This is a genomic window from Pseudoalteromonas sp. MMG012, from assembly GCF_018100875.1.
Taxonomy (GTDB): Bacteria; Pseudomonadota; Gammaproteobacteria; order Enterobacterales; family Alteromonadaceae; genus Pseudoalteromonas; species Pseudoalteromonas aurantia.
Genome location: NZ_JAGJEF010000017.1, coordinates 1 through 20,184, shown reverse-complemented (window position 1 = coordinate 20,184; position 20,184 = coordinate 1). Strand labels below are relative to the sequence as shown.

Below are 20,184 nucleotides of genomic sequence, written 5' to 3'. Positions count from 1 at the left end.
TTTCTACCATTGAACTCCAAATCGGAGTTCCTGTTTTAGCTTGAAATCCAAGCTTTATTTGCTTTCTAACTGTCTATAACAGTAGAAAGTCCGCATATTATAATGATATTGGCGATAAATGCAACAAGTAATACTAAGTTTTATTTCATGTTCTGTTTAATCATTCAAAGTAAGCTTAAACTAGCTACACCTTTTATATGTGCGCTTTTACACTAATCTAATATAGTGCATTATATCCAATTCAAGCTGAAATGGTCAGTCCAGTGAAAGCTTGCTATGCTATCACAAATTTTTAAATGTGGTGTTTTATGAGACTTATCTCGCAAGGTTTAAATCAACTTTCACAGTGGGCTAACGCATTATTGGTGAGGACTAAACTACTTCCCGAAAACCCCGTAGCACAATTTGAATTAAACCCTGAACTCCCAACATTTTATGTTGCTCGACTCAATGCTCGTTCTGACATTGCGGCACTCGATCATGTCTGTAAAAAGCTAGCACTGCCTCGCCCAACACAAACACAGTCTATTGGTGAAAAGTCCATTCCTCGTTTTATTGGGCTACAAAATCCAACGCCACTGTTTTCTAAAAAAGCAAAACCCAGTAATGCGTTGGATATTGGTAAAGATATTTTTGAAGCTTTACAACTTACACCTGATTGTCAGGCCCAAATCATTCCAATCACAATACTATGGGGCCGTAACCCAGGAAAAGAGAAACCGGGTATAGGCACGTTATTTTCACATTCTTTAACGCCTAGCTGGTTGCGAAAATGCTTTGTTTTACTATTTTCAGGCCGAGATAACTTAGTTCGCTTCAGTCAACCTATCGAGCTCAACCAACTTATCAACGACAAAGCCGATGTCGATGAATTGCCACATAAACTTGTTCGTGTAGCACGAGTACACTTTCGCCGTCAAAAATTAGCAGCAACAGGTCCAAAACTCCCCTCTCGGGAACAGTTATTTAATTCTTTACTCGCATCACCCAGTATCAAAAAGGCCATTGAAGAAGAAGCCAAAAGTAAAGGGTTAACCCATGATGAAGCGCGTTTAAACGCTCAAAACCTATTAGAAGAAATTGCAGCAAATTATTCAGATGCAATGGTCAAAGTTGGCGAACGACTTCTCACTTGGTTATGGAATAAACTTTATAATGGAATTGAAATAAAATATGCAGAACGCGTCCATAACTTAGTTGATAAAGGCCATGAGATTATTTATGTACCTTGCCACCGCAGCCACATGGATTACCTGTTACTCACATATGTGATCTATCATCAAGGACTCGTTCCTCCACATATTGCAGCAGGCGTTAACTTAAATTTCTTTCCGGCAGGCGGCATATTTAGACGTTGTGGGGCATTTTTTATACGCCGCTCATTTGCTGGTAACAAACTTTACTCTGCCGTATTCAAAGAATATTTAAGCCAGCTCTTCATTAAAGGTTATTCTGTTAAGTTTTATACTGAAGGAGGTCGCAGCCGCACTGGTCGCTTACTTCCACCCAAAACAGGTATGTTAGCAATGACAATTCAATCCATGTTGCGAGGAATAGACAGGCCGATTTCAATAGTTCCTGTTTATATTGGCTATGAGCATGTCATGGAGATTAATACCTACCTTAAAGAATTAGCAGGGAGTAACAAAAAGAACGAATCGGTATTTGCTGTCTTCAAAGCCATGAAAAACCTGAAAAACTATGGTCGTGGTTATTTAAATTTTGGTGAACCAATTAATGTAAATCAATATTTAAATGAGCATCAGCAAGGGTGGCATAACGCAATACACCCAACCAATGTGCAAAAGCCGACATGGTTAAATGCTCGTGTCGCCGGCTTGGCCGACAACATTATGACTAATATCAATAGTGCCGCTGCTTTAAATGCAGTTAATTTATTGGCCACCATTTTACTCAGCAACAGTCAATTTGCATTAAGTAAACGTAAGTTACTTTCTCAGCTAGAGTTTTATCTAAACTTACATCGAGATGCTAAGTACAACACACAAGTTACTTTACCAGAAGGCAACGCTGAGCAGCTGCTTCAACATGCCCTGCAACTCAACAAGTTTGACGTATTGCAAGATGAGCTTGGGGACATTGTAACAATTAATGAGCAGGAACGGACTCTTTTTAATTACTATCGCAATAACATTATTCATGTATTTGCCGTGCCCAGTATTATTGCTCAGCAATTAGTAAACTGCCGCACAGTCACTATACAAGAATGTGAACAGCAATTAGCATTGCTATATCCATTTTTTGCGAAAGAGTGGTTTTTAACGCCATTGCGTGCAGAGTATATTGCTGAAATATTAAACGCCTTTGCTAACCATGGACTCATTGAATTTGACGGTCACTCTGTCAAAGTCGCCTCTCAAAGTAATGCCGTTGCACAGTTAGAGATGCTGGGGAAAGTCATACATTTAACACTCGAGCGTTATGCAATCACAGTCAGTTTAATCGATTCCAATCAAGGGATCACACGTACGACTTTAGAATCTGAAAATGATGTACTTGCAAAACGCTTAGGGACGCTCCACGGCATTAAAAGTCCTGAGTTCTTTGATAAAAAAGTGCTGGTATCGTTTATTTCAAGCCTTAAAACTCAGGGCTATATTACTGTCTCTGAACAGCAATGTATTGAGGCTACTCAGCAACTCGCTGAGCTAAAATCTCATTTACGCGCATTGTTGCCAGCAAGTATTTGGCAATCAATTAACGACACCCTTTAGCCCTTATAACCAAAAGGGGGTTACTTCGTTACCGCATAGTAACCCCTTTTTGATATTAACCCCGTTGTCGCATAACACCTTCTTGCATCGTAGAAGCAATCAGCTCTCCATTACGGTTAAAAAACTGACCTCTAACTAAACCTCGGCCGTTGCTGGCACTTGGGCTGTCCACACTATATAGAATCCAGTCATCTAACCTAAATGGTCGATGGAACCACATCGCATGATCAACTGTAGCAACCTGCATACTCGGGTGCATAAATGATAACCCATGAGGCTGAAGTGCCGTTGGTAAAAATTCAAAATCAGACGCGTATGCTAAAAGGTAATTGTGGATCCGCCTATCATCTGGCATAGGTCCATTGGCTTTAAACCATACATGACGCTCTGGGGTTGTTTTTTGTGGCTTAAAAGGGTTTTGAAAATCTACGGGCCTCATTTCTAGAGGCATTTCGCGAGTAAATTTATGTCTTAACGGCTCCGGTATCAAATGCGCATTTTCTTGATAAAACTCTAATGACGATTTTAATGTTTCAGGTGCTGGCACCTTTGGCATATTACTTTGATGAGAAAGCCCAGGTTCATCTCCCTGAAATGAGGCTGTCATATAAAATATCGGTTTACCATATTGAATCGCACTTACACGACGAGTACTAAAGCTTTTACCATCCCGAATAGTCTCAACGTCATAGACAATAGGTTTCGCTGGGTCTCCAGGACGCAAAAAATAAGAATGTAGTGAGTTTACATATCGCGCTTCCGGCAAGGTATATTTTGCCGCTGACAAAGCCTGTCCCATAACTTGCCCACCAAAAACTTGTGGAAAGCCTAAATCTTGACTTTGACCTCGATAAATACCCAATTCAATTTCTTCTAATTTTAGTAATGACAATAAATTATCAAGTATCTGACTCATGGTACGTGCCTGCTTAGTTATCGTGATTTAATAATACTATAAATAACAACGATACCTACCCTAATTACTTATCAAAGCGCATTTAACGAACACCATATTGATTAATGATTGCATGACGACACATTTATCTACGACAATAAGACTTTACACACGAAAGAGATCCTCGCCATGGCATATTGGTTATTTAAAACTGAACCGGAGACATTCTCCATCGATGACTTAAAAAGTGCATCACAACAACGTACATTTTGGGAGGGCATCAGAAATTATCAAGCGCGCAATTTTTTACGAGATAGAGTGCAAATCGGAGATCAGGTGTTCATTTATCACTCTAGCTGTAAAATACCTGCCATTGTGGGCATTGCCGTCGTCGTCAAAGCTGCGGAAGCCGACCCGCATCAATTCGACATGAATAGCGATTATTACGATGCGAAAGCCACCCACGAAGCGCCTCGGTGGGTAGGCGTAACCATTCAATATCAGCAACACTTAACCCCCATTACATTGGCCGAAATAAAAGCCAACAACGCCATTACTGAACTCGCACTCAAAAAGGCTAATCGACTATCAATCATGCCCGTCACTGACAGTGAGTGGCAATTATTAATAGCGTCGCGCTAGATTCCTGTACGTGTTGCGCTCCGCTCTCGCCTCCCAAATTGGGTGCAATCGAAAAATACAGTAATAAGACCAGCCAAGAAAAGAGCAATGAACCGATGAACCTACCACTTTCTTCATACTTTAGAGTTCGTTGGCGGGTTAATATCAAACCGAACGGTACTAGACAATCAAATATCTCCTACTCGTCACTGTCTATGTCATTCCACTGTACCTCACTCACAAGCACTCTACTGGGGGCTATATAATGCAAAATATCATCCGCATTAATCCTATATTCCAATGGTGGGTTTAAATCCAAATTTTGCCCGTTTCGGTCATGTGCTACGCCTAATAAAATTGCATTGTGATGTGTCTTAAAATAGGGAAATAGTGCGCCAAATTGATAGCTACTAACATCTTCAGGTAACTGTAAGCTAAATTGTGTATCACCGTGTAGACTCGAAAGCAGCTCTTCTTGAACACGACTAGAGCCGGGGTCCTGCATGGCACGCACTAATATTTCAGCCGATTTAGCCGACGAACACTCCACGTTCTGACAGTGAGAACGTAATAAAGCAACTTTACTTTCATCCTGAAAATGCGCGCTAATATGAGCTTCAGGTTTGATAATAGGGCTTAATTTCAAAGAGGTAGTGAAAGTTTGGTCATCATCTTGCCCATCTATAATCACTTTATCTGCATCGCTGATAGCAATTCTGGCCAACTGCTCATTCTCTGTGAAACTAGTCAAACGCGCAAAATTAACTTCTGGATAGCCCAATAAAGGATGCTCTATATTGTCAGTAACAGCCAAAACGATACGCCGCTTATCTCGTTTTGTATCTGCAAGAATATAGTCAATGATTTTCTTTGTTCTGACTGGGTGCCAACCAAATATAATAATGTGATTGCGCAAATGGTAGTAATCTTTATCGCCTGTCATTGCTCGTTTTATCCAAAATGTTGCCATTTGCCCTGCTTTTCCAAGCAGAACACCAAATAAACCTAAACCAAACGGAATTTGCACCAACGCCACAACCCAACGGCCAAAATCAGTTGTGGCACTAAAATCGCCATATCCAACGGTTGAGGTTGTTACAATATAATAATAAAAAAATACATTTGCTGGCAGTAATGTGTGCTCATTTGCAAATAGTAACAACCCCCATACTAACCCCATATGCAGCGCGGTAATTAAACACAATAACCGCCAACTAGCTCGGTCAACATGAGCGCGTAATAATACTACTAAGCGTTTAAAAATAATCATAATTAGGCGTGTCGTGAAAATATATATCTACCCTACTTTATTTCAAGTTTCTTGAAAACCTCACCATGACTATACACAATAAAATAACAATAAATTCAGTTTTGGAAACTTACAGACAAACTCGTAATTTGCAATAACTTGGGTATACTCAAATATGAAATAACACGAGATAATAGGTTTAAGAATGGCAGGTGTATTGGCTTCAGTGGATCAAAGAACACAATTAGTTGGCGAAAACCGGCTTGAGCTGTTGTTATTCCACTTACACAGTCGACATTTGTTTGCACTGAATGTATTTAAGGTGAAAGAGGTCGTGAAATTACCACACCTCAACATTATTCCCAATGCGCACCCTAAAGTATGTGGAGTGACAACAATACGTGGCGAATCAATCCCCGTCATAGATTTACGCTTAGCGATTTGCATGCCTGATTGTGAGCGAGGCGCAGACTGTAATCTTGTTATCACCGAATATAACCGCTCTATACAAGCGTTTTTAGTTGGTAAAGTAGATCAAATCGTTAATACAACATGGTCTGATATTATGCCAACCCCCAGTTCTGTGGGTAAAAACCATTATTTAACTGCTTTAACAAAAGTAGTCCGAGAAGATATCGAGCATATTGTAGAGATCATTGACGTTGAAAAAGTATTGGCCGAAATCATAGAATACGACATTGGTATTTCCGATAATGTGTTAGATCAGACGATTATTGAAGATTTTAAAGGCCGTAAAATACTTCATGCTGACGACTCCCCAACCGCCCGTAGGCAAGTCGCAGACACGCTTGCCCAACTTGGCATCGAAATCATCCCTGCGACTGACGGTCAACAAGCACTTGACTTATTGACGAAATGGGCCGATGACGGTGTTAATGTAAATGAAGAGCTCCTCGCGGTGATCACTGATGCTGAAATGCCTGTTATGGATGGGTATAGATTAACGTACGAAATTCGGAATGACCCACGCCTCAAAGATCTGTACGTAGTACTTAACACATCCCTTAGCGGCAGCTTTAATCAAGCTATGGTTGAAAAAGTAGGATGTAATGCTTTTCTTTCAAAATTCCAGCCTGACTTACTTGTACAAGAAGTACAAAACCGCTTAAAAGCGATTCTGACCACCAAGTAACTGGCTACTTATACAGTGTTTGTACTTTTATTTTCTTTTTAATTTCAAATTGTTAAATATTAAGACGTAAGGAACATCACCACAAAACTGGGAAAGCGAAGTACACAAAGGTATACTTTGCCTTCATTTTCTATAACAGGCGTGATGATGGACGTTTCTGAATTAATCGATGGTTTAAACGATAAACAGCGAGAAGCTGTTGCCGCACCACTACAGAATATGCTGGTGTTGGCGGGTGCGGGGTCTGGTAAGACTCGAGTACTAGTACATCGTATCGCTTGGTTAATGCAAGTCGAACATGCATCACCCTACAGTATATTTGCCGTAACATTTACTAATAAAGCAGCCAAAGAAATGCGCTCCCGTGTAGAGGAAACAATCAAGTCTTCTGTTGGCGGGATGTGGATTGGAACCTTTCACGGATTATCTCACCGCATCTTACGAGCGCATTACCGTGATGCTAATTTGCCCGAAGCATTCCAAATACTAGACACCGATGATCAAGTTCGTATGATCCGTCGACTGCTCAAAGCAATGAATATCGACGAAAAAAAGTGGCCTGCAAAGCAAATCGCATGGTATATCAGTGCACGTAAAGATGAGGGCACTCGACCTAAAGATATTCAGGCTTACGATATCAATGAGCAGCTATTACTTAAAGTATATACTGCGTATCAAGAAGCCTGTGATCGTGCTGGCTTAGTCGATTTTGCCGAAATTCTATTACGATGTTTTGAATTGCTACAACAGCATCCCACCCTCTTACGCCACTATCAGCAACGTTTTCGCTATATGCTAGTTGACGAATTCCAAGATACCAATAGCATTCAGTACCAATGGCTTAAGTTACTTGCTGGGACTGAAAACACGATGATGATAGTGGGAGATGACGATCAAAGTATTTATGGCTGGCGAGGGGCTAAGATTGAGAATATTACCCGCTTTGTGGGTGACTTTAATGCCGAAACGATTCGCCTAGAGCAGAACTATCGCTCAACTGCCACTATTTTAAAAGCATCTAATGCACTTATTGAGAATAACGCTGAACGTATGGGTAAAAGTTTATGGACTGAGGGCTCAGAAGGTGAGCCTATTTCTGTCTATGCCGCTTTTAATGAACTCGATGAATCTCGCTTTGTCGCAAGCAAAATCCGCAGCTGGCTAAATGCAGGTAACAAACTCGATCACAGCGCCATTTTATATCGAAATAATGCCCAATCACGGGTACTTGAAGAAGCATTATTACAAGAAGGGTTAAAATACCGAATTTATGGTGGCATGCGCTTTTTCGAACGACAAGAAATTAAAGATGCTCTTGCATATTTACGCTTGATTAGCAATCGACAGGATGATGCCGCATTTGAGCGGGTTATTAATACCCCAGCGCGAGGCATTGGCGATAAAACACTCAGTCACATCCGCGATTGTGCTCGAAATGAGTCAATGCCTTTATGGTACGCGGCGAAAGCAATCGTAGAAGAAAAGCACCTTTCTGGTAGAGCAGCAACAGCAATTAGTCGCTTTGTAGAAGTGGTTGAGAAGTTGGACGATAGTATTACGGAATTAGAGTTGGCTGAGCAGGCACAATTAACTATTGAACAATCAGGTTTACTGGCGATGTATCAAGCTGAAAAAGGCGAGAAAGGCCGCGCTCGTGTTGAAAACTTGGAAGAATTAATCAGTGCATGTGGTCAATATGATTTACCTATCGATGAAGACTTTAGTTCACCTTTGCAAGGCTTCTTAGCTTATACATCACTAGAGTCAGGAGAAGGACAAGCTGATGAACATGAAGATGCAGTGCAAATGATGACATTACACTCAGCCAAAGGTTTAGAATTCCCTCTGGTTTTTATGGTTGGGGTAGAAGAAGGCATGTTCCCGTCCCAACAAAGTCATGAGGAATCAGGCAGATTAGAGGAAGAACGTCGGCTTTGTTATGTTGGTATGACACGGGCAATGGAGAAACTATACATTAGTCACGCTGAAAGCCGTAGATTGTATGGACAGGAAAAGCATCATAGTCCGTCTCGTTTTTTACGTGAATTACCCGATGATTGTGTCGAAGAAATTCGTATAAAAACTCAAGTTTCGCGTCCTGCGGCGAGTGGTCGCTTTAGCCCGTCAGTAACACATGCCGTTTTTGAAGACAGTGGTTATACGCTAGGTCAACGTGTTTTACACGCCAAGTTTGGTGCTGGAACAGTATTAAATTACGAAGGAAGTGGCGCTCAATCACGCATTCAAGTCAATTTTGATGATGTGGGCAGCAAATGGTTAGTGACGGCTTATGCACGTCTTCAAGCCATGTGATATAACCCCACTACTTACTCAACTGGCGTATAATAAGCATCGCCAGTTGTTACTGTTATGTGGGGAGCACAATTGGGCCGTTGCCCAATACCAAGCCATGTTCACGCATTTTTCTGGTAGCCAATTATTGCTTTCTAAGCACTCGGATTTACACTCAGCACGCTGGCCTGAGCATTTACACGAAATCTTAGGTCAAGAGTTTACAGTTGCCCTATATGATGGATATGCTGGCATCATTCCAAACAAATTAGCTGCTGTCAGTGGTACAGTTAAAGCTGGTGGAGTATTGGTACTACTTCTACCTGAATTAACGCAGCTCAATGCGTGGTCTGATCCAGCACAAAAAACATGGTCATCGTACGGTACTGACACAAGTAACAGTCTATTTTTACAGCGTTGGCAACAACTCATCCCCGCACTACCCATTAGCGTATTATCACAAACCAACGGCGCAACCTTAAACATACCTGCAGCGCAAGCTCCCTCTGTACAAAATACATTACAACAAAGTCAGGTAGTGTCTGCTCTGCATCAACACTTACAACAAAAAAATACAACGCCTTATTTGATCAGTGCTGACAGAGGACGAGGGAAGTCTTCTGCATTGGGCTTATTGGTTGCCAACATGCCAGAACATCAGTTTGTCATTTGTGCTGTGCAATATCGTGCGGTAAAAAGCTGCTTTAAACATTTAGCCATTGCGCAGAAGATCGAGTACTTTGGTCATGAAAAGCAACTTGCAAACTTACATTATATGCCGCCAGATCAACTGCTCCAAAACATGCCTTTACATGACATCATCGTACTAATTGATGAAGCTGCTACCTTACCTGTCCCTACTTTAATGAAGATAGAGCAACAGGCTGAAAGCTGTATTTTCGCAAGCACCTTAGCTGGCTATGAAGGCAATGGAAGAGGCTATACCCTCAAATTTGCACAATACCTCGCTAGCAAGCACCCCAAATACCAACAACTTTCACTCACACAACCCATTCGTTACAACTCAGGTGACCCTTTAGAACACTCAATTAATCGATTACTTGCTTTAGATAGTCAATATATAGAACCCCCGCATTTTTTTCACAACGCAGTGCAGTTTATTGAATTAAGCACCCATCAGCTCAGTCATAATGAGCAATTATTAGCACAGACTTTCGCCCTTTTAGTCATCGCACATTATCAAACCAGTGTAAACGACTTTAGACAATTGCTAGATAGCCCTAGCCAACGTTTGTTTGCTATTGCACATGATGAACACATTGTTGGTGTATGCTTAGTTAATTTAGAAGGTGGTCTAGATGATACGATTCAACAGCAAATTTGCAGTGGTCACCGCCGTCCACAAGGGCATTTATTGGCTCAACAGTTATTTCACGTACAGGGGCAGACACCTTTTTTAAGCGCTAAATGTGCTCGAATCGTACGTATCGCTATTGCTCCTCATTTACAGAATAAACAATTAGGAAGTCAGCTTTTACAGTTTGTCGAACAAACCCTCGAACATACAATTGATTACTTTGGTAGCAGCTTTGGTTGTGACCAACCTTTGTTAAGGTTTTGGCAAAATAGGGGCTATACACTCGTCAAGCTAGGCTATAAAAAAGATAAAGCCAGTGGTCTGTATTCTGCGATGGTCATTAAGAGCCAAATACAGTTACATCATGAACAAATTCGATTACAGGCCCACTTTCAGAATATGCTGTCTTACCAGCTTATGAATCACTACTGTGAGTTACCCTCACCGTTAGTGCTCAGTATAATTACACAATGGCCAGACAAACCCCTACCAACTGAACTTAAAGCGCAATTACATTTTATAGCGAATAAGAATTCAAACCTCGAACAATATACTGCCCTTATTTGGCAAGTGATCATATTACGCCCCTCTCTACTATCAGACATACCGCGCATTTCCCAACAGTTAGCGATTAGTCTATTATTACAAAATAATACTAAGGAATGGGTTCAGCATACTCTATCGCTGCGCTCAAAAAAGCAATTTAATATTGCATTGCAAGCTTTGGTGAAAGAACTTTATGCACGGATCTCTGTTAAAAATTAGTGTAATAATACTCTGCTACTTGTTATTACAGCCTCATAGTTTTGCTGCCTCGCCTAAAGATATAAAATTAGGCATGTCTACGGCACTCAGCGGTCCAGCTCAAGCTATTGGTAGTCAGCTCAAGGTAGGCGCAAATATTTTTTTTGAACAGCTAAATAAAAACGGAGGGATCAATGGTGCCAAAGTCGACTTACTTGTATTAGATGATGGCTATGAGCCCAGTCGCACTGTTAATAACACTCGCTATTTTATATATGAGAAAAAGGTTGATGCTTTGTTCAGCTTCATGGGCACACCGACGATTTCAGCGATCCGTCCACTACTAGAGCACAGCAAAATTTCTCTATTGATGCCTTTCTCTGGCGCTGACTTTTTACGCAACAACCGTACGCTCAAAATATTCAACTTACGACCTAGCTATTTTGATGAAGCCGAAGAGCAAATAAACTACTTAGTGAATGAAAGAAAGCACAAAAATATTGCTTTGTTTATTCAAGCTGATGAATTTGGTATTACGTTAGAGAAAAGCCTCACAAAAGTACTCGCAGATAAAGGCTTAACCCCTTCCGTGATCACTCGCTTTCGCCGTAACTCTAGTAATGTAGATAAAGCACTCAGTAAAATTAAAGCATCTAGAGCAACCGCAGTAGCGCTGATAGGCACGTACAAGCCATTGGCAAAATTTATAAATAGGGCACAATTACGCGGTGTTAGAGCAGATTACACCAGTGTGTCGTTTGCTTCTAGTAAAGAGCTACTTAGCAGAATAAAGTCATCTCAACTGCTTATGATCACTGAAGTTGTGCCCAACCCATATAATTGTTCAGCACGACTATGTAACACATTCCGTACCCATGCAGCAGCATACCCTAACGCTAAGATTGATCATGTGCTTTTTGAAGGCTATTTAAATGCACTATTATTTAGTAAAGCTGCAACGCAATGCCCTCTTACGTTTAGCGACCAATGCATATTAGATAAGCTCTCCTTAATGCTTGAACATGATGCTGATTTACAAGAACTATTTAACGTAACATCTGCTGAAAAGAAATTACCGGTTTTCCGCTCATATTCATCATAATGTTCTATTCTTAGAACATAATTATAATTTTTTAGAGGCGAACATGGATTTAATAAACTTTCGAGTTGGACAAAAAACCATATCTCTTAAAATATTGGATATTTTGCTCACAGAACGTTATGAAGGGAACCTAACCTCTTTACCGAATGGAAACCCTAGCTTTTTAGGGGTAAAAGATTACATGGGGACTCCCACTCCCATTTTTGACTTAGGCCTGATCCTTAATAATCAGTCTTCACAAGATATTAATCGTGCACTAATTGATTTACTTATACAGTATGAACAAGAACATAAATCTTGGTTTCAAGCACTTGAACACAGTATTATTAATGGGACAGCTTTTGAAGGCGCACGCGATGCCAAACACAGTGAGTTTGGTAAATGGTTTTATCACTTCCAAACAGATAACGATGATCTAAAAGCTATCTTATCGCGTTTTGAACAGCCACATTCACAACTATACTCACTTCCAGAGCAACTATTTTCGCTAGTAAATAACAGCCAACGAGAAGAAGCAAAACGACTACTATCTAAGGAAAAATCAACAACTTACACGAAGCTTATACGCTTATTCGAGTCGGCCAGAGAACAAATAACCCTAGATCATAAGCCGATCATTGTGTTTACCACCGAAGATGGGCTGAAACCTCACATAGGTCTATTAGTCGACCAAGTAGAGGATAATATTCATTGCAATGAAAATGAAATTAAATCATTGAGTGAACTAACGAATATTGGTTTTGAAATTGATGCACAGACGAAAAAAATGATGCGGGGACTGATTAAACGAGGAGAAACACACAGTGTTGTCATTGACCCGAGTGCAATATTCAGACCTGAACACCTCAAAGATTATGAACCCGAAGAAACGGAGACATATGGGCTATTCTAACCCATATAACCCTAGCTACTGAATATCACCAACTATCAGACAAATGTAAATATTATTTTTTAGAAAATAATATGCTACAAAAATGCCGCTCATAAGAGCGGCATTTTTTAAATCTCTATTCGATATTAGTCTTTAAGTTGACGACCAGCACGCTTACGCTCACTTTCAGTCAATAACTTTTTACGAATACGGATATTTTCAGGTGTAACTTCTACCAGCTCATCATCATCGATAAACTCAAGTGCCTGCTCAAGAGACATTCTGATAGGTGGTACAAGTGTTTGTGCTTCATCAGTACCTGATGCACGAACGTTCGTTAACTGCTTTCCTTTAAGCGCGTTAACTGTCAGGTCGTTATCACGGCTATGAATACCAATAACCATACCTTCGTAGACTTCTACACCGTGTCCAATAAACAGCTTACCACGTTCTTGAAGGTTGAATAATGCGTTTGTTAGCGCTTTACCTGTTGCATTCGCAATTAATACACCATTCTTACGCTTACCAATAGTACCGCCTTTGTATGGGCCATAGTGGTCAAACGTGTGGTACATTAAGCCTGAACCTGATGTCAGCGTCATAAAGTCAGTTTGGAAACCGATTAAACCACGTGAAGGCATCATGAAATCCATACGCACACGGCCTTTACCATCTGGAGCCATATCCGTCATTTCTGCTTTACGAAGACCAAGTTGTTCCATAATTGAACCTTGGTGCTCATCTTGAACATCAATTGTTACTGTTTCAAACGGTTCTTCTAACTGACCATCAACTTCACGAAGAATTACTTCTGGACGAGAAACAGCTAGCTCATAACCTTCACGACGCATGTTTTCAATCAAGATACCTAGGTGTAATTCACCACGGCCAGACACGCGGAAGCTATCAGGGTTTTCAGTCTCTTCAACACGCAGTGCTACGTTGTGAACTAATTCATTTTCAAGACGCTCAAGGATATTACGTGAAGTAACAAACTTACCTTCTTGTCCAGCAAACGGCGAAGTGTTTACAGAGAACGTCATTGTTACTGTCGGCTCATCAACTGATAACGGAGTCAATGCTTCTACTGCATTTACGTCACAGATAGTGTCTGAAATTTTCAGTTCACCAAGACCTGTGATTGCAATGATGTCGCCGGCTTGTGCTTCAGCAGCTTCGTGGCGGTCAAGACCTAAGTAACTCATTACTTGGCCAACTTTACCATTACGCGTTGCACCATCAGCACCCACAATTGTAACCTGCTGGTTAGGCTTAACAGAACCGCGTTTAATACGGCCTACACCGATAACACCGATATATGAGTTATAATCTAGTTGAGAGATCTGCATTTGGAAGTCACCTGCTGGATCAGCATCTGGTGCTTCAACTTGCTCTACAATCGCTTCAAACATTGGTTGCATGTTATCTGATTCATTATCAAGATCTAATGTCGCCCAACCATTGATTGCTGATGCATAAATAACTTGGAAATCTAGCTGCTCGTCCGTTGCACCAAGGTTGTCGAATAAATCAAATACCTGATCCATAACCCAATCAGGGCGTGCACCTGGCTTATCAATCTTGTTAATTACCACGATTGGCTTAAGACCTAATGCGAATGCTTTTTGTGTTACAAAACGCGTTTGCGGCATTGGACCTTCTTGCGCATCTACTAATAGAAGAACTGAATCAACCATTGAAAGTACACGTTCTACTTCACCACCAAAATCGGCGTGTCCTGGAGTATCTACGATGTTGATGTGGTAATCATTCCACTCAATCGCAGTATTTTTTGCAAGGATGGTGATACCGCGCTCTTTTTCGATATCATTTGAATCCATTACACGCTCTTCGTTGCCGCCGCGTGTTTCTAGTGTGCCTGATTGCTCTAGCAACTTATCAACTAGGGTTGTTTTACCGTGGTCAACGTGTGCGATAATCGCAATATTTCTTAACTTTTCGATGCTCATATAATTACTCAGAGAAAGTTGAATCTCAGTGATCCTAGTCGATCTACGCGATTTCACTAAATGTTGGCGCGCCAGAGATGTCCCAATATAGGATTTAAACGGCGCACATTATCCCTTATTACGGCGATGGATGAAAGTTTATCCAACATAAATTTTATGACTTTATCAAGTCATTGTATTTTTTAGAGGGTTTTCAGGGCTATAAATTGCACTACTAATAAATAATACTAAGCTTATTTTACTACGCACCATACTAGCGCGTTACATGCTGGCACGCACCATTACGAAACAACATCGCACCAAGATGGTGCAAAAAAACATAAAACCTAATTTAAATTTAATTTATATTAATATAAATCAATACGTTAAATATTTGGCATGAAATACGCTTAAGGTAAGCCAAGTCGCATCAATATAATGCTACACAAAATAATAACCCATCGAGTCGGAGGACACATGTCACAATCGGTTTTAGATTTTATTAAAGAAAATGACGTTAAGTTTGTAGATTTACGTTTTACAGATACCAAAGGTAAAGAGCAACACGTTTCAATTCCTCATCACCAAGCCGATGAAGACTTCTTCGAAGATGGCAAAATGTTTGATGGCTCGTCTATAGCTGGCTGGAAAGGCATTAACGAATCTGACATGGTTTTAATGCCTGACGCAGCTTCTGTTAAACTTGACCCATTTGCTGAAGAAACAACGATGATTGTTCGTTGTGATGTTGTTGAGCCAGCAACATTACAAGGATACGAACGTGATCCTCGCTCTGTTGCAAAACGAGCAGAAGAATATATGCGCTCAACCGGCATTGCAGATACAGTTTTATTTGGGCCTGAGCCTGAGTTCTTTGTTTTTGACGATGTTAAGTATAAAACTGATATGTCTGGCTCAATGTACAAGATTGATTCTAAACAAGCAGCTTGGAACTCAGATAAAGCATATGAAGATGGTAATACTGGTCACCGCCCAGGCGTTAAAGGGGGTTACTTCCCTGTTGCCCCAGTTGATGATTTCCAAGATTGGCGTAGTGCGACATGTTTGGTACTGGAAGAAATGGGTCAAGTAGTAGAAGCCCACCACCATGAAGTAGCTACCGCTGGTCAAAATGAAATTGCGACGCGCTTTAATACCATGGTTTTAAAGGCTGATGAGATTCAAGAAATGAAGTATGTTATTCATAACATGGCTCATTTATATGGTAAAACAGCAACATTCATGCCTAAGCCTGTTGTTGGTGATAATGGTTCAGGTATGCACTGTCACCAATCACTTGCTAAAGACGGCAAAAACTTATTTGCTGGTGATAAATATGGCGGTTTATCTGAAGATGCTCTTTATTACATTGGCGGCATCATCAAGCATGCTAAAGCAATTAATGCATTTGCCAATGCGTCAACTAACTCATACAAACGTTTAGTACCTGGGTTTGAAGCACCGGTCATGCTTGCATATTCAGCACGTAACCGTTCAGCTTCGATTCGTATTCCAGTCGTCCCTTCAGAGCGCGCTCGACGCATAGAAGTTCGTTTCCCAGACCCAACAGCTAACCCATATCTTGCATTCTCAGCAATGCTTATGGCTGGCCTGGACGGGATTAAAAATAAAATCCACCCTGGCGATGCGATGGATAAAGATCTATACGACCTACCAGCTGAGGAAGCTGCTGAAATTCCAACCGTGGCAGCCTCATTTGATGAAGCGTTAGCGTGTCTTGATGCTGATCGTGAATTTTTAGTACAAGGTGGAGTATTCACTCATGACTTAATTGATGCTTATATTGCACTTAAGTCACAGGAAGTGGAAAAACTGAACATGACAACTCACCCTGTTGAGTTTGAAATGTACTACAGCGTGTAATTACGTATTCAGATCATATGTGTTCTCAAGCCCGCAAAGCGGGCTTTTTTATGGAAAAGTAATTCACAACAGTCTAGAGTATTAGAGTATATTTTTGATATCAGGCAAGATCTAAATGCGGCTTTTATTTTTAGGGTGTTTTGTATTGTTTAGTTCATCAGTTTTAGCAGACTCAAAGGTGTACCGTTGGAAAGATGAGCAGGGTAATTGGGTCTTTTCTGATGTACCACGACAAGGCGCACAAGAAATACAGTTAAATAAATCAATGACAATGCCCGCTGTTGATACAAGTATACTCAATACGCAAGCAAGTCAAAAAGCGATTGAATATACAGCAAGTATTACCTCACCAAACCACGAGCAAACACTCAGAGAAAATACTGGCACCATCTATGTTACAGGGCAAATTCAGCCTAGCTTCTCCAATGGTTTAAAAGTGCAATTAACGTTAGATGGAAAAGCAACAGGACCTATGCAAACAAGCACAACATTTGTCTTACATAACGTATCTCGAGGGGAGCACTCTCTACTGTTAAGGCTCTACAATGAACAGGGAAAAGCACTCGCGCAAAGTGATCCAACCACGTTTTATCTGCACAGAAAAAGTATAAAATAATTAAAGTGTTACCTATTTAAGCGCCTTGAGTATTGCCTAGAAATAAAATCACTAATAATGCTATGCTACTATCGCACTACATTGGTGCAATATCTAATTAAGGTGAACCAATATGGAACAACTCCATGAGCAACTCCTCCCTGACTTGTGGCATAATTTAGCAACGTCCGTTATTTTACTCGATAAGAACTTTATCGTTCACTATGCCAATACAAGCAGTAGTGAACTATTCGGATTAGGTATTAAAAGGCTAATAGGTCAATCACTCCACGCGACCTTCAGCCATCACCACATAGATATAACCAGAATCAATCAATATGTACTAAAAGACGGTGTCGATTGCCAGCAGCATAGAGTTGACGTAGTGTTTATCGACAATAGAGCCGCGACGTTAAATCTTCATGCTCGCCGAGTACACCTATTAAATACCACTTATATTTTAATGGAATTCCGACGTATTGATGATGAAGTACGATTTGATCAAGCATCAAACCAAATGCATCAATACCACGCTGCGCGTACATTAATAAGAGGGTTAGCACATGAAATTAAAAACCCGCTCGGTGGAATTCGTGGAGCGGCGCAATTATTGCAGTATGAAGGTTGTCAGAGTGAGCGGGACCAATGTGCCGAATTAATTATCGAGCAAACAGACCGTTTAACCGATTTAGTCGACCGTTTACTCGGACCTAATCAATTACTGCATAAAGCGCCGTGTAATATTCACCAAACTTTAGAATCAGTGATTAAACTCAGCACATTAGATAACGAGCATAATATAAAGTTAATTAAAGATTATGATCCAAGTATTCCTGACATAAACATCGATCAAGCAAAAATTCAGCAGGTTGTGCTGAATATTGTACGTAACGCATTACAAGCACTAACTCAAGGTGGAAACATAACGCTAACGACACGAATTAAGCATCGATTACGACGTGGCGAGAAGCTAATTAAAAAAGCTCTTTTGATTAAAATCATGGATAACGGCCCTGGCATTGCGCCTGAACTAAAAGATACATTATTTTTCCCCATGACCACAAATAAAGATGGAGGTTCTGGACTGGGATTATCCATCGCGCAAACTTTGATAGAGCAACACAATGGCATGATTGATTATGACAGCTGGACTGGACACACAGAATTTAATATTTATCTACCGTTCTGACGCCAACGGTATACGGAGCAAGAAATGAAAACAGTATGGTTAGTTGATGATGATGCATCCATTCGATTTGTACTCGATAAAGCATTATCACGAGCAGGATTTACGACTGAATGCTTTTCCAATGGCCAAGATGTTCTAACCGCTTTATCATATAGTCAACCTGCTGTTTTAATCTCAGATGTTCGTATGCCCGGTCTCGATGGTATGGCTTTGCTAGAAGAGATAAGCTTAAATCATCCTAATTTACCTGTCATCATTATGACAGCCCACTCCGACTTAGACTCAGCTGTCAATGCCTTTCAAAAAGGGGCTTTTGAATATTTAGCCAAACCTTTTGATTTAAATGAAGCCGCAGATCTTGTTGAACGAGCTTATCAAGCGAATTCACAAGCAAAAAAAACCAAGCGTACGCCAACTGAGAAAGATAGCCCTGATATTATTGGCGAAGCCCCCGCCATGCAAGAAGTCTTCAGAGCCATTGGTAAGCTTTCTATGTCAAGTATGAGTGTATTAATAAATGGTGAATCTGGTACAGGGAAAGAGCTTGTCGCAGGCGCGTTACATAACCATAGCCCGCGCAAAGATAATACCTTCATAGCTCTGAATATGGCAGCTATCCCAAAAGATCTTGTTGAGTCCGAGCTATTCGGGCATGAAAAGGGAGCATTCACAGGTGCTGACAGCATGCGTCGAGGCCGATTTGAACAAGCTAACAAAGGAACTCTTTTTTTAGATGAAATTGGTGATATGCCATTAGATGTGCAAACTCGGTTACTGCGAGTATTGGCCGATGGGGAGTTTTATCGGGTTGGCGGACATCAAAGTGTCAGTGTAGATGTTCGAATTATTGCTGCAACTCACCAAAACTTAGAGGAATTAGTAAAACAAGGTCAGTTTCGTGAAGATTTATTCCATCGCCTTAATGTAGTTCGACTGCGACTACCTGCACTCAAAGAAAGGCCCGAAGATATTGAAGCCCTAGCACATCACTTTTTATCTGCCAGCGCTGAAGAGTTACAAGTTGAAACAAAGACACTAACAGCAGACTCAATAAAAGCTATGCAACTTTACCATTGGCCAGGAAACGTTCGTCAATTACAAAATACTTGCCGTTGGCTAACCGTTATGGCACCCAGTCAAACGGTTAATCCTCAAGAATTGCCCGACGAACTATCCCACACTTCAGCACATAGTGAATCAGATGGAGACTGGCTAGATGCGTTTCAAAGCTGGTTAAATCAGGAACTTACTCAAGGAAAAGAGAATATCTGGCCAAATGTGCAAGCACAACTAGAAACCCGTTTGATCAAAACAGCCTTAGCTGTGTGTAACGGGCACAAGCAAGATGCGGCTTTAAAAATTGGCTGGGGTCGGAATACTCTCACTAGAAAGTTGAAAGAACGTAATATTCAGGACTGACGCCACAGTCATAAAAACTTGCTGACTTCTGCTATAACTATAAAGCCGTTATACCTTTAATGGATCCTGACCTACATCAGGAGGACAACGAGGTGAGCGTCATCAAAACCCCGTCTCTAAATATAAAACTACCGTCTCCCTGAACTGGTTTCAGAGTCCATAGGGTTT

14 protein-coding genes are annotated in these 20,184 nt (G+C 40.8%); 11 read left to right on the top strand and 3 right to left on the bottom strand.

Annotation, left to right across the window (positions count from 1 at the left end):
* The first annotated feature begins 308 nt into the window (after positions 1-308).
* On the top strand, positions 309-2,735 hold the full coding sequence (plsB, locus tag J8L97_RS08200) for a glycerol-3-phosphate 1-O-acyltransferase PlsB (protein ID WP_211048709.1): 2,427 nt from the start codon (positions 309-311) through the stop codon (positions 2,733-2,735).
* Positions 2,736-2,790: 55 nt separating this feature from the next.
* Here the strand turns inward: plsB and tesB are convergent, their stop codons facing one another.
* Complete coding sequence (gene tesB, locus J8L97_RS08195) at positions 2,791-3,651, bottom strand: acyl-CoA thioesterase II (protein WP_192508950.1); 861 nt, start codon at positions 3,649-3,651, stop codon at positions 2,791-2,793.
* Between the two features lie 168 nt (positions 3,652-3,819).
* Between tesB and J8L97_RS08190 the strand changes: the two genes are divergently transcribed.
* Positions 3,820-4,272, top strand: a complete 453-nt coding sequence (locus J8L97_RS08190) for an EVE domain-containing protein (RefSeq protein ID WP_211048707.1) — start codon at positions 3,820-3,822, stop codon at positions 4,270-4,272.
* A gap of 178 nt (positions 4,273-4,450) precedes the next feature.
* Here J8L97_RS08190 and J8L97_RS08185 read toward each other — a convergent pair whose 3' ends face one another.
* Entirely contained in the window at positions 4,451-5,524 is a 1,074-nt protein-coding gene (locus J8L97_RS08185; protein ID WP_211048776.1) for a potassium channel family protein, read from the bottom strand.
* A gap of 181 nt (positions 5,525-5,705) precedes the next feature.
* Between J8L97_RS08185 and J8L97_RS08180 the strand changes: the two genes are divergently transcribed.
* The 5 genes from J8L97_RS08180 (at position 5,706) to J8L97_RS08160 (ending at position 13,001) form a co-directional block, all read left to right on the top strand.
* Positions 5,706-6,653 (top strand): chemotaxis protein CheV, encoded by a 948-nt coding sequence (locus tag J8L97_RS08180; RefSeq protein WP_211048705.1) that lies wholly within the window; start codon positions 5,706-5,708, stop codon positions 6,651-6,653.
* 147 nt (positions 6,654-6,800) lie between these two features.
* Positions 6,801-8,966: a DNA helicase II gene (uvrD, locus tag J8L97_RS08175; RefSeq protein WP_192508983.1), complete on the top strand. Its 2,166-nt coding sequence runs from the start codon at positions 6,801-6,803 to the stop codon at positions 8,964-8,966.
* Complete coding sequence (locus J8L97_RS08170) at positions 8,944-11,028, top strand: GNAT family N-acetyltransferase (protein ID WP_211048703.1); 2,085 nt, start codon at positions 8,944-8,946, stop codon at positions 11,026-11,028. The genes uvrD and J8L97_RS08170 overlap by 23 nt, the downstream gene beginning before the upstream one ends.
* A 73-nt stretch (positions 11,029-11,101) precedes the next feature.
* A complete protein-coding gene (locus J8L97_RS08165; protein ID WP_247688584.1) occupies positions 11,102-12,109 on the top strand; it encodes an ABC transporter substrate-binding protein in 1,008 nt (335 codons plus the stop codon).
* A 43-nt stretch (positions 12,110-12,152) separates the two neighbouring features.
* Positions 12,153-13,001 (top strand): CZB domain-containing protein, encoded by an 849-nt coding sequence (locus J8L97_RS08160; protein WP_211048699.1) that lies wholly within the window; start codon positions 12,153-12,155, stop codon positions 12,999-13,001.
* Between the two features lie 125 nt (positions 13,002-13,126).
* Here the strand turns inward: J8L97_RS08160 and typA are convergent, their stop codons facing one another.
* Positions 13,127-14,950: a translational GTPase TypA gene (gene typA, locus J8L97_RS08155; RefSeq protein WP_211048697.1), complete on the bottom strand. Its 1,824-nt coding sequence runs from the start codon at positions 14,948-14,950 to the stop codon at positions 13,127-13,129.
* A 456-nt stretch (positions 14,951-15,406) separates the two neighbouring features.
* Between typA and glnA the strand changes: the two genes are divergently transcribed.
* The 4 genes from glnA (at position 15,407) to glnG (ending at position 20,016) form a co-directional block, all read left to right on the top strand.
* Positions 15,407-16,813 (top strand): glutamate--ammonia ligase, encoded by a 1,407-nt coding sequence (gene glnA / locus J8L97_RS08150; RefSeq protein ID WP_192508956.1) that lies wholly within the window; start codon positions 15,407-15,409, stop codon positions 16,811-16,813.
* A 115-nt stretch (positions 16,814-16,928) separates the two neighbouring features.
* Positions 16,929-17,429: a DUF4124 domain-containing protein gene (locus J8L97_RS08145; RefSeq protein WP_211048695.1), complete on the top strand. Its 501-nt coding sequence runs from the start codon at positions 16,929-16,931 to the stop codon at positions 17,427-17,429.
* Between the two features lie 112 nt (positions 17,430-17,541).
* The gene (gene glnL, locus J8L97_RS08140; protein ID WP_192508958.1) at positions 17,542-18,597 is read left to right on the top strand and encodes a nitrogen regulation protein NR(II); all 1,056 of its coding nucleotides are present in this window, start codon (positions 17,542-17,544) and stop codon (positions 18,595-18,597) included.
* Positions 18,598-18,621: 24 nt separating this feature from the next.
* Entirely contained in the window at positions 18,622-20,016 is a 1,395-nt protein-coding gene (gene glnG, locus J8L97_RS08135) for a nitrogen regulation protein NR(I) (protein ID WP_211048693.1), read from the top strand.
* Positions 20,017-20,184 lie beyond the last annotated feature (168 nt).

Excerpts from the sequence above, each read along its gene's own strand:
- J8L97_RS08160 (WP_211048699.1), top strand. The coding sequence starts at position 12,153 with ATGGATTTAATAAACTTTCGAGTTGGACAAAAAACCATATCTCTTAAA.
- plsB (WP_211048709.1), top strand. The coding sequence starts at position 309 with ATGAGACTTATCTCGCAAGGTTTAAATCAACTTTCACAGTGGGCTAAC.
- typA (WP_211048697.1), bottom strand. The coding sequence starts at position 14,950 with ATGAGCATCGAAAAGTTAAGAAATATTGCGATTATCGCACACGTTGAC.
- J8L97_RS08170 (WP_211048703.1), top strand. The coding sequence starts at position 8,944 with ATGCACGTCTTCAAGCCATGTGATATAACCCCACTACTTACTCAACTG.
- glnG (WP_211048693.1), top strand. The coding sequence starts at position 18,622 with ATGAAAACAGTATGGTTAGTTGATGATGATGCATCCATTCGATTTGTA.
- uvrD (WP_192508983.1), top strand. The coding sequence starts at position 6,801 with ATGGACGTTTCTGAATTAATCGATGGTTTAAACGATAAACAGCGAGAA.
- J8L97_RS08145 (WP_211048695.1), top strand. The coding sequence starts at position 16,929 with ATGCGGCTTTTATTTTTAGGGTGTTTTGTATTGTTTAGTTCATCAGTT.
- glnL (WP_192508958.1), top strand. The coding sequence starts at position 17,542 with ATGGAACAACTCCATGAGCAACTCCTCCCTGACTTGTGGCATAATTTA.
- J8L97_RS08180 (WP_211048705.1), top strand. The coding sequence starts at position 5,706 with ATGGCAGGTGTATTGGCTTCAGTGGATCAAAGAACACAATTAGTTGGC.
- tesB (WP_192508950.1), bottom strand. The coding sequence starts at position 3,651 with ATGAGTCAGATACTTGATAATTTATTGTCATTACTAAAATTAGAAGAA.
- glnA (WP_192508956.1), top strand. The coding sequence starts at position 15,407 with ATGTCACAATCGGTTTTAGATTTTATTAAAGAAAATGACGTTAAGTTT.
- J8L97_RS08190 (WP_211048707.1), top strand. The coding sequence starts at position 3,820 with ATGGCATATTGGTTATTTAAAACTGAACCGGAGACATTCTCCATCGAT.
- J8L97_RS08165 (WP_247688584.1), top strand. The coding sequence starts at position 11,102 with ATGTCTACGGCACTCAGCGGTCCAGCTCAAGCTATTGGTAGTCAGCTC.